Source organism: Stappia sp. (assembly GCF_048268045.1).
In the GTDB taxonomy this organism is placed as follows: Bacteria; Pseudomonadota; Alphaproteobacteria; order Rhizobiales; family Stappiaceae; genus Stappia.
This window is the reverse complement of the sequence record NZ_JBLWWG010000009.1, coordinates 172,170-187,127: the sequence shown is the minus strand read 5'-3', so window position 1 is coordinate 187,127 and position 14,958 is coordinate 172,170. Positions and strand designations below refer to the sequence as shown.

The 14,958-nt window shown below is 65.5% G+C and carries 14 protein-coding genes; 3 read left to right on the top strand and 11 right to left on the bottom strand.

Going from position 1 to position 14,958, the window contains the following annotated elements:
- Positions 1 to 20: 20 nt before the first annotated feature.
- Entirely contained in the window at positions 21 to 1,166 is a 1,146-nt protein-coding gene (locus ACN0WF_RS15515; protein WP_417773680.1) for a CaiB/BaiF CoA transferase family protein, read from the bottom strand.
- A 214-nt stretch (positions 1,167 to 1,380) separates the two neighbouring features.
- Here ACN0WF_RS15515 and ACN0WF_RS15510 point away from each other — a divergent pair, with 214 nt between their 5' ends.
- A complete protein-coding gene (locus tag ACN0WF_RS15510) occupies positions 1,381 to 2,232 on the top strand; it encodes an HpcH/HpaI aldolase/citrate lyase family protein (RefSeq protein WP_417773679.1) in 852 nt (283 codons plus the stop codon).
- 124 nt (positions 2,233 to 2,356) lie between these two features.
- On the opposite strand, the gene ACN0WF_RS15505 is transcribed toward ACN0WF_RS15510, so the two are convergent.
- From ACN0WF_RS15505 to ACN0WF_RS15470, 8 genes are all read right to left on the bottom strand, one after another.
- Positions 2,357 to 3,106: an SDR family oxidoreductase gene (locus ACN0WF_RS15505; protein ID WP_417773678.1), complete on the bottom strand. Its 750-nt coding sequence runs from the start codon at positions 3,104 to 3,106 to the stop codon at positions 2,357 to 2,359.
- Positions 3,107 to 3,116: 10 nt separating this feature from the next.
- Entirely contained in the window at positions 3,117 to 4,574 is a 1,458-nt protein-coding gene (locus ACN0WF_RS15500) for an aldehyde dehydrogenase family protein (RefSeq protein ID WP_417773677.1), read from the bottom strand.
- 4 nt (positions 4,575 to 4,578) lie between these two features.
- Positions 4,579 to 5,253 (bottom strand): ABC transporter ATP-binding protein, encoded by a 675-nt coding sequence (locus tag ACN0WF_RS15495; RefSeq protein WP_417773676.1) that lies wholly within the window; start codon positions 5,251 to 5,253, stop codon positions 4,579 to 4,581.
- A complete protein-coding gene (locus tag ACN0WF_RS15490; protein ID WP_417773675.1) occupies positions 5,253 to 6,002 on the bottom strand; it encodes an ABC transporter ATP-binding protein in 750 nt (249 codons plus the stop codon). The genes ACN0WF_RS15495 and ACN0WF_RS15490 overlap by 1 nt, the downstream gene beginning before the upstream one ends.
- Positions 5,999 to 6,952 (bottom strand): branched-chain amino acid ABC transporter permease, encoded by a 954-nt coding sequence (locus ACN0WF_RS15485; RefSeq protein ID WP_417773674.1) that lies wholly within the window; start codon positions 6,950 to 6,952, stop codon positions 5,999 to 6,001. Before ACN0WF_RS15485 ends, ACN0WF_RS15490 begins: the two co-directional genes overlap by 4 nt.
- Before the next feature lie 11 nt (positions 6,953 to 6,963).
- Positions 6,964 to 7,869: a branched-chain amino acid ABC transporter permease gene (locus tag ACN0WF_RS15480; RefSeq protein ID WP_417773673.1), complete on the bottom strand. Its 906-nt coding sequence runs from the start codon at positions 7,867 to 7,869 to the stop codon at positions 6,964 to 6,966.
- A gap of 151 nt (positions 7,870 to 8,020) precedes the next feature.
- A complete protein-coding gene (locus ACN0WF_RS15475) occupies positions 8,021 to 9,310 on the bottom strand; it encodes an ABC transporter substrate-binding protein (protein WP_417773672.1) in 1,290 nt (429 codons plus the stop codon).
- A 72-nt stretch (positions 9,311 to 9,382) separates the two neighbouring features.
- Positions 9,383 to 10,345 carry a cyclase family protein gene (locus ACN0WF_RS15470; protein WP_417773671.1) on the bottom strand — a complete coding sequence of 321 codons (963 nt, stop codon included), beginning with the start codon at positions 10,343 to 10,345 and terminating at the stop codon, positions 9,383 to 9,385.
- Positions 10,346 to 10,541: 196 nt separating this feature from the next.
- On the opposite strand from ACN0WF_RS15470, the gene ACN0WF_RS15465 reads away from it, so the two are divergent.
- Positions 10,542 to 11,666: a zinc-binding dehydrogenase gene (locus ACN0WF_RS15465; protein ID WP_417773670.1), complete on the top strand. Its 1,125-nt coding sequence runs from the start codon at positions 10,542 to 10,544 to the stop codon at positions 11,664 to 11,666.
- Positions 11,667 to 11,814: 148 nt separating this feature from the next.
- Entirely contained in the window at positions 11,815 to 12,753 is a 939-nt protein-coding gene (locus ACN0WF_RS15460) for a LysR family transcriptional regulator (protein ID WP_417773669.1), read from the top strand.
- Positions 12,754 to 12,785: 32 nt separating this feature from the next.
- Here ACN0WF_RS15460 and ACN0WF_RS15455 read toward each other — a convergent pair whose 3' ends face one another.
- Complete coding sequence (locus ACN0WF_RS15455; RefSeq protein WP_417773668.1) at positions 12,786 to 13,607, bottom strand: FAS1-like dehydratase domain-containing protein; 822 nt, start codon at positions 13,605 to 13,607, stop codon at positions 12,786 to 12,788.
- 15 nt (positions 13,608 to 13,622) lie between these two features.
- Positions 13,623 to 14,936, bottom strand: coding sequence for an MmgE/PrpD family protein (locus ACN0WF_RS15450; protein ID WP_417773667.1), 1,314 nt, complete (start codon positions 14,934 to 14,936; stop codon positions 13,623 to 13,625).
- Positions 14,937 to 14,958 lie beyond the last annotated feature (22 nt).

Below are 14,958 nucleotides of genomic sequence, written 5' to 3'. Positions count from 1 at the left end.
GGAACGAGCTCCCTCCGGCATCACGCCTGCCTGCGTTCGCCGGCGCCGGCGAACTCCGCGCGAACGCGGTCGGTGTCCGCCCCAAGGGCCGGGACCGCGCCGAACTCCGGCGAGGCGCCATTGACCAGCGCGCCGGGAGCAAGAAGACGCACCGGGCCGCTCGGCGTGTCCGCCTCGACGTAGCGATTCTGCGGGTGGCGGACAACATCCTCCATCGTGCTGACGCGCCCGAAGGCGATGCGCGCCTTCTTCAGCTTGTCGGCGATCTCGTCACGCGGGAAAGTGCTGAAGACATCCGCGATGATTTCATCGAGGTCGGCGCGATGCGCCACCCGGTTCGAGTTGCTGTCGAAGCGGGAATCGCTCGCCACCTCCGGCCGACCGAGCACCTCGCGGCAGAAGATCGCCCACTCGCGCTCGTTCTGGATCGAGAACAGCACGTCCTTGCCATCGCTTCCAGAGTAGGCGCCATAGGGGGCGATGGTCGGGTGGTTGAGCCCGTTGCGTTCCGGTGCCTTGCCGCCATAGGCGAACTGCAGGTAGGGCACGTTCATCCAGTCGGCAAGCGCATGGAACAGAGAGACCGCGATATGGCGCCCCTCGCCTGTCCGTTCGCGCGCATACAGCGCCTGAAGGACGGACTGATGCGCCGTCATGCCGGCGGCGATGTCGCAGACGGACACGCCCACCCGCGCCGATCCATCCGCGTTTCCGGTGATCGCCGAGAGGCCGCTTTCGGCCTGCACCAGGAGGTCATAGGCCTTGAGGTCGTGGAACGGCCCATCATCGCCATAGCCGGAAATGGACACGGTGATGAGGCGCGGGTTCGCCTCGCGCAACCTGTCGGGCGCGAAACCGAGGCGGTCGATCGCGCCGGGCGCCAGATTCTGGATGAAGATATCGGCGCGCGCGATCAGGCTCGACAGCAGCGTCTTGTCGTTCTCCTCGCGCAGGTCGAGGCAGATGGACTCCTTTCCCCTGTTGAGCCAGACGAAATAGGCGCTCTCACCATGAACAAGATGGTCGTAGCCGCGCGCGAAATCGCCTTCCGGCCGTTCGACCTTGATGACACGGGCGCCGGCTTCGGCAAGCCGCCCGGACAGATAGGGCGCGGCGACAGCCTGCTCCACAGACACAACAAGCAATCCGGCGAGATCAGAAGGCATTGTAAAGGCGACTCCATTTCCTGTGCCGCAAGTATGCCCGACGGCAAGATGCCTGAGTAATAGCGGGGTTGCCCCGCGGCTATTGCCTCAAGCTATGCCTTTGCAGCGGCAAGATGCCATAACACCGGTCTATGAGCGCACTTCGAACTGGCTATTTGCCAGCGTGTCGCCAGCTGAGCACTCTCCCGTGTCACGACAGGAGAGGATTCTCAAGATGACCAAAGGACGAACGGACGCCGTCTCCGCCGCTCTCGATACGATCGCGCTGCCGCTCTTCGTGCCCGGAAACCGGCCCGAGCGTTTTGCCAAGGCGCTTTCCGCCGGCGCGGACGCCGTGATCATCGACCTGGAGGACGCGGTTCCTCCGTCGGCAAAGGACGAGGCCCGCGCGGGCCTTGCCAGGGCGCTCGCGGATCTCTCCCCGGCCGTGCCGCTGCTGGTGCGTGTCAACGCGGCCGGCACGGCCTGGCACGACCAGGACCTCGCAGCCTGCGCCGAATTGCCGCTTGCCGGTGTCGTCGTCGCCAAGGCGGAGGATGCGCTCAGCCTTGAGCACGCGGCGCGGCGCGCCGGGGCGGGCGTCATTGCCCTGGTCGAAAGCGCCAGCGGCCTTGCCGCCGCCCATGAGATCGCCCGGGCGAGCCAGAGGATCGCCTTCGGCTCAATCGACTTTGCCGCAGACCTCGGCATCGCGCATGAGCGCGAAACGCTGGCCCATGCGCGTTTCGCGCTTGCTCTTGCAGCACGGCTTGCCGGACAGGCCGCCCCCATCGACGGCGTCACCACCGACATTCGCGACGCCGCGCTGATCGAGGCCGACTGCCGTCATGCGGTGGGTTACGGCTTCGCGGGCAAGCTGCTGATCCATCCCGCCCAGATCGGTCCGGCGCGGGCAGGCTTTGCCCCCTCCCCCGAGGAAGCAGCCTGGGCGAGAAGAATCGTGGACGCCGCCGGCGACGGGACCGCAGCGGTGGCGGTCGACGGCGCCATGGTCGATGCACCGGTTGTCATTCGCGCCCGCCAGATCCTCGACAGGCTCGCGGCCCATGAGGCGTCTATCGCCTGACGGCCGGCCACGCCTCACCGCTCCGGCAAGAGACAAACCCACCCGCAACACGCTTGCGGGTGGGCGTCGTGGCGGATCTCCCCGGGGACTATGACGCCCCCGGTCCACCAGAACAGGCGGCAGGTCAGATGGTGCGGCCGCCATCGACCTCAAGGATCACGCCGGTGATGAAATCGGCTTCATCCGAGGCGAGATAGAGTGCCGCATTGGCGATGTCGCGCGGTTCGGAAAGGCGCCCCATCGGGATCGTGGAGATGAATTTTTCGCGGTTTTCCGGTGTGTCCGGCACGCCCATGAACTGCTCGAGAAGGCCAGTCACGCCCATCACCGGCGCGATGCCGTTGACCCGGATCTTCTTGGCCGCCAGCTCGACCGCGAGGCTGCGCGTCATCAGGTTCACCGCGCCCTTCGACGAGTTGTACCAGGTGAGACCGGGGCGCGGACGAATGCCGGCGGTGGAGCCGACATTGATCATGACGCCGCCGCCCTGCTTCTCCCACACCGGCACGCAGGTCTTGGTCATGTGGAAGATCGACAGAACGTTGATGTCGTAGATCTTGCGGAAGGTCGCCTCATCGGTCTCCATCAACGGCTTGTTCGGATTGGTCCAGCCGGCATTGTTGACGACAATTTCGAGTGAGCCGAAGGCCTTGATCGTTTCCGCCACGGCATCGGCGACCTGCTTGCCCTCGGTCACATCGCAGGTGACCGCAATGGCGGCATCACCCAGTTCGCGGGCGACGGCCTTCGCTCCCTCGCCGTTCATGTCGACAATCGCCACCTTGGCGCCCTCGCGCACGAAGGTCTCGGCGATGCCCTTGCCAAAGCCCGAGGCGGCGCCCGTGACGAGGGCGGTTTTTCCTGAAAGTCTCATGATCTGTTCCTCAGCCGTGATTGTTGACGATGGTCTTGATGCGGGAAAACTCGTGCAGGGCCTCGAAGCCCTTCTCCCGACCGTGACCGGACTTGCGTACCCCGCCGAAGGGCAGTTCGACGCCACCACCGGCGCCGTAGCCATTGATGAAGACCTGGCCGCAGCGCATCGCCTTGGAAAGGCGCTGCTGGCGACCACCGTCGCGCGTCCACAAGCCCGCGACCAGGCCGTATTCCGTATCGTTGGCAATGCGGATCGCATCCGCCTCATCCTCGAAAGGGATGGCGCAGAGCACGGGACCGAAGACCTCCTCCTGCGCGATCCTGGATCCGGGGTCGCAGGGACCGAAGAGCGCGGCGGGGACATAATAGCCGCCCTGCGGGGCGTCCCCGGCCAGCTTGCCGCGGGCAACGAGCGGCGCGTCGGCCTCATCGATATAGCGCTCGACGCGCTGCTTCTGTCTGGCGGAGATAAGCGGCCCGAGAACGGCATCCTCGCTCGAGGAATCGGAGGTGACGATCCCCTCGAAGCGGCGGGTCAGTTCGGCCATCACCTCGTCGAAGATCCCGCGTTCGATGAGGATGCGCGAGCCGGCGGAGCATGTCTGCCCGCCGTTCTGGATGATCGCGTTGACAATCACCGGATAGGCCGCCTCGAGGTCCGCGTCGGCAAAGACGATCTGCGGAGACTTGCCGCCAAGCTCCAGCGTGCAGCCAATGAAGTTCTTCGCCGCGGCAACCTGGATCAGGACACCCACCTCCGGCGAACCGGTGAAGGACATGAAATCGACGCCACGATGCTCCGAGAGCGCCTTTCCGGCGACCTCGCCGCGCCCCGTGACCACGTTGATCGCCCCATCCGGAAAGCCGACCTCGCACGCGAGGTCTGCAATGCGGAGCGCGGTCAGGCAGGCGTCCTCGGCCGGCTTGAGAACGGTGGCGTTGCCCATCGCCAGCGCCGGGGCGAGCGAGCGGGCGAACATCTGCGCCGGATAGTTCCAGGGAATGATGTGCCCGGTGACGCCATGCGGCTCGCGGTGCATTTCGACGTTGTAGCCGGCGAGAAAGGGGATCACCTCGCCATGCACCTTGTCGGCCGCGCCACCGTAGAACTCGAAGTAGCGGGCCGTCACCAGCATGTCGGCGCGCGCCTGACGAAGCGGCTTGCCGTTGTCGCGGGTCTCGAGCAGGGCGAGGGCCTCGGCCTCGGCCTCGATGCGGAGGGAAAGACGCAGCATCAGCCGACCGCGTTCTGCCGCCGTCAGCTTCGACCAGGCGCCGCCGTCAAAGGCCGCGCGCGCCGCCGCGACGGCGGCATCGACATCCTCGGGACCGGAGTCGGCGATCGAGGTGAAAACCTCGCCGTCGATGGGCGAACGGACATCCATTTCCCGCCCCGAGGCCGCAGGTATCCACCTGCCGCCGATCAGGTTCAAGGGATCGGGCAGTCGGATGCTTTGCATTTTCATCGGTTCAGGTCCTTTCGTGCTCCAGGGAGCCTTCGGAGACTTCCCCGCGCTCGATCACGAGCGTGCGCCCGGCGAAGCCGCGCAACAGAGAGGGGTTGGATTCGGTGATGACGAGGGCAACCGTGCGGTCGGCATCGCGCAACGCCTTGAGCGCGTCCGCGTAGCGAAGCGCCAGAGCCGGCGCGAGCCCCTGGAAGGGCTCATCGAGCATGACGAGCTTCGTGCCGAGCATCAGAGCTCGGCCGAGCGCGACCATCTTGCCCTGACCGCCGGAGACGTTGCCGGCCGGCCGGCCGCCCATCTCCTTGAGCTCCGGCAGGATGTGATAGACCCGATCAAGCCGGCGGCGGGTTTCGGCCTGGTCGAGGCGGGCGACCTGCGCCGGCAGCAAGATGTTCTCCTCAACGGTGAAGGCCGAGAACAACCGCCGGTCCTCGGGCGCATAGCCGATGCCGAGCCCCGGACGCTTTGCCGGACGCAGCTCGGAAATCTCCTCTCCCGCGAAACGGAGCGAGCCGGAGACGGAGGTAAAGCCCATGATCGACCGCAGCAGAGTGGTCTTGCCCGCACCGTTGCGGCCGATCAGCGCGACAGTCTCGCCCGCCTCGATGGAGAAGGTCACGCTGCGCAGGATCGGGATGATGCCGATGCTGGCATCCAGGTTTTCGAGATCCAGCATCACACGGCCTCCCCGATCACATCCCGGATCACGTCAGGATGCGCGAGAATCTCGGCCGGAGATCCCCGCATCTGCACGTTTCCGGCTGCCCAGACAGCCACCTCGTCGGCGTAGCGCGAGACGATGCCCATGTCGTGCTCGACAAAGACGGAGGTGACCTGCGCTTCGCCGAGCGCTTTCACCAATGTTTCCATGACGGCAAACTTCTCCGAGGACGCGACGCCCGAGGTCGGCTCGTCCATCAGCAACAGGCGCGGCTTCAACGCCAGCGCGACGGCAATGTCGATGAGCTTGCGCTGGCCTTCCGACAGCTCGATGACGGGACGGTCCGCGACATCCGCGCACCCCATCATGTCCAGCAGATGCATCATCTCCGCCCGTTCCTTCACTTCGTGAAGATTGCGCAGAGGGTTCATCAACCCCTCGCGGGCGGCGACGGAGATAAGCAGGTTCTCCAGGGCCGTATGCTCGGTGAAGAGCTGCGGGATCTGGAAAGCGCGCGCCACACCGAGACGAACGATCCGGCGCGGCGGCAGGGGCGTGACATCCTTGCCCTCGAAGAACACCTTGCCGCGGCTCGGCTTGATCCAGCCCGTGCAGATGTTGAGGAAGGTGGTCTTGCCGGCACCATTGGGGCCGATGATCGCAAGGTTCTTGCCGCGCTCCACCGTCAGCGAGACGCCGTCGGCGGCGACAACGCCGCCGAACCGGATCTGGAGATCGCGGGCTTCGAGAAGAGGTGCGCTCATTGGGTCCTCCCTTTGCCGGTGAGGCGGTTCAGCGCGCTTTCGTAGATGCCAATGACGCCGCCGGGGGCGAACAGGATGATGAGAAGCAGGAAGCCGCCGAGCAGAAGCTGCCAGATATCGCCGGCAAAGGCGGAGGCATAAGTGCGCACGATCTCATAGATGAGCGCCCCGATGAAGGCGCCCGGCACCGAGCCGGCTCCCCCGAGCACGGCGACGAAGACCATCTCGCCGGAACGGATCCACCATGAGAACTCAGGCGTGACAACGCCCTGGGCAATCCCCATCAGCACGCCGCCGGTACCGCACAGCACGGCCGACAGGACATACCCGACAAGAAGGGTGCGCTGAGGTGACACGCCGAGATACTGGAGCCGCGTCTCGTTGGTCTTGACTGTCTGGAAAAGCTGACCGAGCGGCGAGGCGAACCAGCGAATGGTGAACCAGCCGAGCAGGATGGCCAGAACCAGCGTCAGATAGAAGAGCAGGAGTTCGAAGGGGCCGCGCTCCATTGCCATGCCGAGCACCGTCGGCCGCGGCAGGCGGATGCCGTCGGCACCTCCCGTCACATGGTAGAATTTCTCCAGGATCGACCAGAAGATCATCGAGAACGCGAGATTGAGCATCCCGAAGAAGATGCCCCGGTAGCGGACCACGAACAGGCCGACGATCAGGCCGGACAGGGCTGCGCCGGCGACCGAGACAAGCAGCACGAGAAAGAGATCCGCGCCGTTCATCGTCGCCGACAGGAAGGCCCCGCCGTAGGCTGCGATGGCGAAGTAGAGCGCGTGACCGAAGGAGACCTGGCCGGCGCGCAACAGAACGGTGACACCGACGACGGCCAGCCCCTTGGCAAGTGCAAGGTTTACGAGAAGCTGCATGGACGGCGCGGCGAAAGGCACCAGCGCCACCACGATGACCGCGAGGAGCGGCAGGAGTTTGCGAAGCGACATGCGTCCCGGCCTCAGATCTTGCGCGCCGTCGGGCTGCCGAAGAGCCCTTCCGGGCGCACCAGCAGAACGAGGAGCATGATGAGATAGGGCACGAGAACCGCGGTCTCGGGCCAGACGTAGACCGCGAAGGACCGGCCGAGCCCGATCAGCAGCGCGGTGAAGGCCGCGCCCTCGATCTGGCCCAGTCCGGCGGTGGCGACCACCGCGAAGGACAGCACGATCATGTCGGCGCCCATTCCAGGCAGGATCGACGTCGTTGGCGAGGCCAGCGCACCGCCGAGGCCGGCGAGCGACGCGCCGACAATGAAGGTGAGCAGGAACACCTTGTCCGCATCGATGCCGATGGACTGGGCCGCCTCCCGGTCCTCGGTCGTCGCCAGGATCAGCTTTCCAACGATGGTGTGGCGCAGGAAGAAGCGCAGCCCGAAGAGAAGCACCAGCGCCAGCACGGGCAGCAGGATGAGCTGATAGGCCATGTAGGTGACGCCGAAGATCGTGACCCGCCCCAGTTCCTGAAGCACAGCGGCCTGGAAATAGGGCTGCGTGCCCCAAACCAAGCGCTGCACGTCCTCAAGGATCATGAAGACGGCGAAGGTCACGAGAAGCTGGAGCACTTCCGGCTTGTTGTAGATCCGCCGCAGCAACAGCCACTCGATCGGCCCACCGATGAGGACGCCGACAAGGATGGCGGAGACCAGCATCAGCGGAAAGGCGAAGACCGGCGCGAAGCCGAGCGCCAGCATGTAACCGGTCAGCGACACGGTGAGATAGGCGCCAACCGCGTACAGCGATCCGTGAGCGACGTTGAGGATGCGCATCACGCCGAAGATCAGCGTGAGCCCGACGGCCACGATGAAGACAAGCGCCGCATAGGCGACGCCGTCGAACAGGGCCAGAAGGAACAGGGTCGGATTCATGTGTGTCCATTCAGCGCGAGAGGTGCCGTTCGGCGCGGGTTTCGGGACGGACGGTATTCGGCGCCATCTGCCTGCGCCGCCGCGGCGCGAGGCACCGCCTGGATGCTGGATCGGGGGCGGCACACGATGTCCCGCCCCCGGCCGTCATCGCTTACTTCTCGTAGGTATCGACCTTGACGCCGTTGATGAAGTCGGGCGTCAGCTTGCTGACCCAGGCGACCGACTCCTCGCCGACCGGCGCGGTGAGGCCCTCACCGTCGAAGATCATGATGTTTCCAAGGGTGGCGAAGGGATAGTCACCACTCTGGACGCTGGTGCCGAGAAGCTGCGCCTCGATGCCCTGATGATCCTCGCGAATGGTGACCTCGCGACCCAGTCCCTGGAAGGTCAGCCCCTCAAGCGCCGTGATCACCTCGTCCTCACTCGGCCATTCCCCGCCCTTGGCGTCCGCGGCCTTCTCGTAAGCCGTCTTCAGGGCCGCGATGGCCTGTGACATGTGGAAGACCGGATAGATCGCGTGTGCCCCCGTCTTCTTCTCGAACGTGGCCATGAACTCCTTGAAGTCCGCGTCGTCGCGACGCTCGGGATGCAGGAAGTAATGGTCGCCACGCGCGCCGACGATATGACCGGCCGGAAGCGTCGATCCGAGGCGCTCAAGCGAGCTCTCGGCGAGCGGGATGACGAAGGTCGAGGTGTTCATCAGGCCACGCTGTGCCGCCTGCTGGATGAACGTGTCGAGATCGCCGCCCCAGGAGGTCGACAGGATCACGTCCGGCTGCAGAGCCTGAAGACGCGAGATCTCGGTGGAGAAATCCGGCGCGCCGAACTTGGGGAAGAACTCGCCGACAATCTCGACGTCCGGCTTCATCGCCTTCAGCGCCGTGGAGAAGATCTGCCAGCTGTCGCGGCCCCAGGCGTAGTCCTGATTCACAACGGCGATGGTCTTGAAGTCCGGATGGGTCTTGAGAAGGTAAACCACCGTCGCCAGCATCTCGGGCGTCGCGTTCGCCTGGGTACGGAAGACGTAGTTGTACTTGTTTTCCTCAAAAATCTTCTGCGTTCCACAATCCCACATCAGATTGAGGACCTTGAGGTCCTCGGCGAGCGGGGCCAGCGTCTGGCAGTTGCCAGACGAGATCGAGGCGAGCATGGCGTGAGCACCCTCGCTTTCCACCTGGCGGCGGTATTCGGAGGTCAGCGCCTCGGCACCGGCCCCCTCGTCAATGAAGGAGAGCTTCACCGGCACGCCGGCAATGCCCCCCTCGGCATTGATTTTCTCGACGAGGATCTCGGCGGCATCGCGCGCCGGAACGCCGAAGACGGACGCCGGGCCCGTCAGGAACGTGGTGACGCCAACCTTGAGCTCGGCCGGCTTTTCGGCGGCAAGAGCCGCGAACGGCACGGCAACCATCGCCGCGGTGGCAAGAAGAAGCTTTTTCATGGATTTCCTCCCAAGAATGACGCAGGCGACACCTCCTCGCCCGCATCTTCCGTTTCGCTGCGGCCTCTGCCGTCAGCGGATTGCAATCGGATTGATGATCATCTGCACGGCCCCCTTCAGGCGGGCCTGGCCGAGCACGAACAGGAACTCGTGCACCCCGTCCTTCGCCAGTTCGCGGGTGTCCATGTTCTCCAGGATGTAGATGCCGTTCTGCGGCTGGAGGATCTGATGCGCGCGAAACGCCTCGCCCTCCTTCTCCGCAGGTACCACTTCCATGCCCCAGGTATCGGCGCCGACCGCCATCACGCCGATGTCGGCGAGATATTCCGCGCCGCTCACGCCGACGCCCGGCTCGGCCGCGCCGAAACGCTTGGCATCCGGATTGTCGCCGTCGAGCAGGTTCATCCAGTTGGAGTTGAAGAGCACGACGTCGCCCTCGCGCAGCTCGACGCCCTGCTTCTGCGCGGCGGCCTTGATGTCGTCCGCGGTATAGGCCTTGCCCTCCGCGACCATATCGACGCCGTAGAATTTCGCCATGTCGAGCATGACGCCACGTCCGACGAGGCCCGGCAGGTTGTGCAGGCCGAGTTCGGTCAGGCCGGCGGCCTTGGCGAAGTCGCTGTCCTTGTGACCGTTATAGTAGGTGTGATCGATCCCGGCATGGCCAAGACCGTCGATCTGCGGGCCGATGCCCAGCCAACCCATGAAGATGTCATCGTTGTAGGTAAAGGCGTTCTCACCCATGCCGCTGTTGGAGATCTGGTTGGGCTGGAGAACGGTGACGGACAGACTGCGCGGCGGAAAGGCCGGCGTATCGCTGCCGACGATCATGCCGAGGCTGTAGACCTTGCCCTTGTCAACGAGCCGCGATGCGGCCTTGACGCGCTCCGGCGTCATCAGGTTCGCCGCGCCGATCTGGTCGTCCTTGCCCCATTTGGAGCTGGTCCAGTCCGCAGCAGCTCCGTCGGCCTGCGCGAGACAGGTCGAGGCGATCAACAAGCCGACCGCAACCACCGTGCTTTTAAGAGTATCCATCTGCTTCCTCCCAGAGCATTTCGGATACGTGGAGCCTATGAACTCGCCTGTCCCCGCACCAATAATTTGCGAAGCACCCGGCTATAACATATTCCTATATCAACATGGTTTCGATAGACCGAAAATGGCTATCCATCCTAAGAAATGCAGAGGGAGCCGCGCTCAGACGCGGGAATCCGGGTACGGGAGGAACCGAATGAAGATTACAGCCGCAGTCCTCGAACGGGACGGAATCAAGGAGAACTTCGCCGAAGCACGCGCGCTCAGCGTGCGCGAGGTGGATCTTGCACCTCCCGGCCCGGGCGAGGTGCTCATCCGCATCGCCGCCGCCGGCGTCTGCCATTCCGATCTTTCCGTGATCAACGGCACCCGCCCACGTCCGGTTCCGATGGTTCTGGGCCACGAAGCCTCCGGCTTCGTCGAGGAAGTCGGCGCAGGCGTCAACGATCTTGCGCCCGGCGACCACGTCGTCTGCATCTTCGCACCCGGTTGCGGGCATTGCACGCCCTGTGCCGAAGGTCGGCCCGCCCTCTGCGAGGCCGCGGCCAAGCACCATGCCGTGGGCGAACTGATGACCGGAAGCCGCCGCCTGTCGATCGACGGAAGGCCGGTCAACCACCACGTCGGCGTCTCTGCCTTTGCAACCCATGCCGTCGTGGCGCGCCCCTCACTGGTGAAGGCCGACGCGGACATCGCGCCGCATCTGTCGGCCCTCTTTTCCTGCGCCATGCTCACGGGAGCGGGAGCCGTCTTCAACACGGCCCACATCAAGCCGGGGTCCAAGGTTGCCGTCGTCGGCCTCGGCGGAGTCGGCCTTGCCGCGATCCTGGGGGCGGCGGCTGCGGGCGCCGGCCAGATCGTCGCGGTCGATCCCTTCCAGAACAAGCTCGACACGGCCCTGACGATGGGCGCGACCCATGCGATCAAGGCAGATGGAGACACCGTCGAAGCCGTCCGCGACCTGACCGGCGGCGGCGTCGACTATGCCTTCGAGCTGGCCGGGTCGGTTCGGGCGCTGGAAACAGCCTTCGAGATCACCCGTCGCGGCGGCACAACGGTCACGGCCGGACTGCCCTCCCCGACCGACCGCATGCCGCTCAATGCGCTGAAACTGACCGCAGAGGAACGCTCGCTCAAGGGAAGCTTCATCGGCTCCTGTGTCCCCCAGCGCGACCTGCCGCGCATGTTCGCCCTGCACAAGCGCGGCCTTCTGCCAGTCGAAAAGATGCTGAGCCATAGGCTGAAGCTCGGCGACATCAACCTCGCCATGGACAGGCTCGACAATGGCACCGCCATCCGCCAGATCGTCGAGTTCGATTGACCCGACCGCATCCGGCAGTCAGCGGGCATGCTTCCGCACGGCTGCCGGATGCGGCTTCCTGCCTTTCATCGCGAAAGGCCCGTGACACGGTTCGCACGGGCAGTCTGCCCGAACGAGATCGCCCCATCCTCCAGACATGCCGGCGACAATGGATATCCGCCACCTACGCTATTTCATCGCCATCTCCGAGGCCCCGTCGCTTTCGGCCGCGGCCCAGGCCATCGGCGTCGCGCAGCCATCGCTTTCGCAATATGTGCAGCGGATGGAACATGAGCTCGGTGTCCAGCTTGTCGAGCGCTCGCCACGCGGCACGGTGCTGACCCACGAAGGACACCTGCTCGTTGCCCACGCCCGCGAGATCTGCGCCAGCATGGAGCGCTGCGTCGCGGAGATGCGCGACCTGAGCGGCGCCACGCGCGGAAAGGTCAGCTTCGGCATGCCGCCTTCGGTGTCGATGGTCATGTCCGTGCCGCTGGCGGAGACCGTGCGCGTCGAATTGCCGGAGGTGCGGCTGCGCGCCATCGAGGCCATGAGCGGCTACATCAAGAGCTGGATCGAGGACGAGACCGTCGACATGGGCTTTCTCTACGATCTGGAGAAGGTCGAGCATTTCCGCGTGATCCACATGCTCGACGAGCAGCTCTTCTTCTTTTCGGCGCCCGATACCTGGCCACTCGACACGCCGCCAGGGGCGCCGGTGCCCATGCGCGCGCTGGAAGGTCTGGAAATGATCCTGCCCGGCCCCTCGCACGGGTTGCGCAAGACCATCGAGCGGCACGCCTCGGCCTGCGACGTTTCGCTGAATGTCGTCATAGAGATGGATGCGATGACGCAGATCAAGGAGCTGGCCGCGCGCGGCTCCGGCCACACGATCTTCGCGCCCGCCGCGGTGCATGATTTCGTCGCGCGCGGCGAGCTTCTGAAGGCGCCGATCGTCGAGCCGACGATCTCGCGGCCGGTCTATCTGGTCTCCAAGCCGGCGCGCGCCATGAGCCGGGCCTGCCGCGCCGTGGAAAAGATTACTCTGGAAGTTGCCCGCGACCTGGTGCGGCGCGGCATATGGGAAGGCCGGCTGGTCGACGCCTGAAACGGTGCCGACCGACCTCCGACGCCGACACGTCAGGCCGTGATCGTTCCCTGCATGGTGACGACGCCGTCCTCATCGCGCCGGACCCGCATCTCCAGGCCGCCCTCGACCTCGCGCGCCTCGACAGTGACAGGACGCCCGACCGTGAGCGGCGACAGACCGCGATAGGCGAAGGATGCCGGCAACCGGCCGAGAATGTCGGTCGCCAGATTCTGCATCCAGGTCGATTGCAGAGGGCCATGCACCACAAGACCGTCATAGCCTTCCACCTCGGTCACATAAGGCTGGTCGTAGTGAATGCGGTGGCCGTTGAAGGTCAGAGCGGAATAGCGGAAGAGCAGTGTCGGCGTCGGGGTGATCCGCCAGCTTCGAAGCGCCTGCCATGCCTCTGCGGGTGCCGCCGCGGGTGCAGCGCCGGGCTTGGGGTCGTCGCGGTAGACAATGTCCTGCCGGTCGCTGATCCGCACCTCGCCATCCACCTCATAGGCATGGTCGACGGTGACGAAGCCAAGCTGGCCGCTTCTCCCTTGCTTGAAGGTCACATCGCGGATCGTCGATATGCGCTTGACGATCTCGCCCTGCGCCAGATTGCCGTGCCAGACCACTTCGCCGCCCGCCCACATGCGTCGGGGCAGCGGCAGCGCAGGAAGGTAGATGCCGGTGCGCGGGTGACCGTCGCGGCCGAAGTCCTGTGGCTCGACCGCATCCGGTGCCAGGCACCAGTGAAACCCGGGCAACACATCGAGTGACGCGCGCGTACCCGCAAGGGTCACCCGGAAATGCTCGATCATGCGTTCGGTAACAGGCTCGCTGCGCTCGATGGCGCGGCCGATCCACTCGGCGTAGTCGCTCATGCCGACCTCTTCGTTTCAGTTCGCAATGGTGCGGGCAAGGTCGCGCGCGCCGATGTCGTCGAGCCCGGAAACGGCCCGCCAGAGATGCTCACCGCGCACGCCGACAAGCGCCGCCGCCTTGGCCCTCAGCCCGGCCTCCAGAATGTCCGGCGGGATGGGTGCGGCAAGATCGTGGGAGACAGTAACCTCGCGGCCGTTGCTCAGCACGAGAACCCCGTCCGCCTGCATGTCGCTCACGCTGTCATCACCCGCAACCGTGACCTTTTCGCCAAAGGCAATCAGCTCGGGATCGGCCGAAAGCGCATCCCGATAGGCCTTGTCGCTTGCCGTTTCGTCGCCACGCAGGGTCATGCCGGCCAGCCAGCGGTAGCTGAACTTGACCTCAAGACCGGTGCGCGGATGAGCGATATCACAGACCGACAGCCAGCGCGGATTGGTGCGCAGGCGGAAGGCGGCGACGTCGCCAAGCCCTCCCCCCTCCTCGCGGCGCGCGCGTGCCAGAGCCTCGATCATCGCGTGGGTACCGTGGCAGCAGGCATGGAGCTTGTACTTGATGTCCTCGAAGAGGAACCGCGTCTGCGGCGGCGCGCTCGATATCGTATCGCCGTCGGGCGTGTCGGAATGGGTTGCAACAAAACCCTGGGGGTCCATCAGGCCATCGTCGCAGGAGGTAAAGCCGAGCGCGGCAAGGGTCGCGCATTCGACACCGTTCGAGGCGGCGATACCGGCGTTGTAGGGCTTGCCCATTGTGCCGAACTGGGACTTGAGGCCCGAGGCGCGCGTGGCGCAAAGGCCGATGGCGACCCGCATGGCATCGCGCGACAGGCCCATGAGGCGACCGGCGGCGACCGTTGCACCGAAGGCGCCGGCCGTCGCCGTCTGGTGAAAGCCACGGTTGTAATGCGCGGCCCCCAGCGCCAGTCCGATCCGCACCGAGGCCTCCGCGCCGATCAGGAAGGCCTCCGCCAGCGCCGCACCCGACAGCCCGCGCTCCTCCGCCACCGCCATCGCCGCCGGATAGATGGCGACGGACGGATGACCGACGTGGGCGAAATGGGTGTCGTCATAGTCGAGCGCATGGCTGGTGGCGCCATTGACCAGCGCTGCCATGCGGGCGGGCACGCGGCCGCCACCGAACAGCGTGGCACAGGCGCGACCGCCCTCCGCTGCGGCAAGTTCCCGGAGCTTTTCCGCCAGCGGCTCATTGACGCCGGCGAGACCGCAGGCGAGCCAGTCGAAGAGCGACAGGTGGGCCATGGCGAGCGCGGAGTCGGGAATGTCCCCGTGCTCCATGGCCGCAAGATCGAGTATCCGGTCGATGGCGCTCATGTCTTCTCCCAGTCGCCGTTCA

Bases quoted from the DNA above. Each gene is read 5' to 3' on its own strand.
- ACN0WF_RS15515 (WP_417773680.1), bottom strand. From the start codon at position 1,166: ATGCCTTCTGATCTCGCCGGATTGCTTGTTGTGTCTGTGGAGCAGGCT.
- ACN0WF_RS15510 (WP_417773679.1), top strand. From the start codon at position 1,381: ATGACCAAAGGACGAACGGACGCCGTCTCCGCCGCTCTCGATACGATC.
- ACN0WF_RS15505 (WP_417773678.1), bottom strand. From the start codon at position 3,106: ATGAGACTTTCAGGAAAAACCGCCCTCGTCACGGGCGCCGCCTCGGGC.
- ACN0WF_RS15500 (WP_417773677.1), bottom strand. From the start codon at position 4,574: ATGAAAATGCAAAGCATCCGACTGCCCGATCCCTTGAACCTGATCGGC.
- ACN0WF_RS15495 (WP_417773676.1), bottom strand. From the start codon at position 5,253: ATGCTGGATCTCGAAAACCTGGATGCCAGCATCGGCATCATCCCGATC.
- ACN0WF_RS15490 (WP_417773675.1), bottom strand. From the start codon at position 6,002: ATGAGCGCACCTCTTCTCGAAGCCCGCGATCTCCAGATCCGGTTCGGC.
- ACN0WF_RS15485 (WP_417773674.1), bottom strand. From the start codon at position 6,952: ATGTCGCTTCGCAAACTCCTGCCGCTCCTCGCGGTCATCGTGGTGGCG.
- ACN0WF_RS15480 (WP_417773673.1), bottom strand. From the start codon at position 7,869: ATGAATCCGACCCTGTTCCTTCTGGCCCTGTTCGACGGCGTCGCCTAT.
- ACN0WF_RS15475 (WP_417773672.1), bottom strand. From the start codon at position 9,310: ATGAAAAAGCTTCTTCTTGCCACCGCGGCGATGGTTGCCGTGCCGTTC.
- ACN0WF_RS15470 (WP_417773671.1), bottom strand. From the start codon at position 10,345: ATGGATACTCTTAAAAGCACGGTGGTTGCGGTCGGCTTGTTGATCGCC.
- ACN0WF_RS15465 (WP_417773670.1), top strand. From the start codon at position 10,542: ATGAAGATTACAGCCGCAGTCCTCGAACGGGACGGAATCAAGGAGAAC.
- ACN0WF_RS15460 (WP_417773669.1), top strand. From the start codon at position 11,815: ATGGATATCCGCCACCTACGCTATTTCATCGCCATCTCCGAGGCCCCG.
- ACN0WF_RS15455 (WP_417773668.1), bottom strand. From the start codon at position 13,607: ATGAGCGACTACGCCGAGTGGATCGGCCGCGCCATCGAGCGCAGCGAG.
- ACN0WF_RS15450 (WP_417773667.1), bottom strand. From the start codon at position 14,936: ATGAGCGCCATCGACCGGATACTCGATCTTGCGGCCATGGAGCACGGG.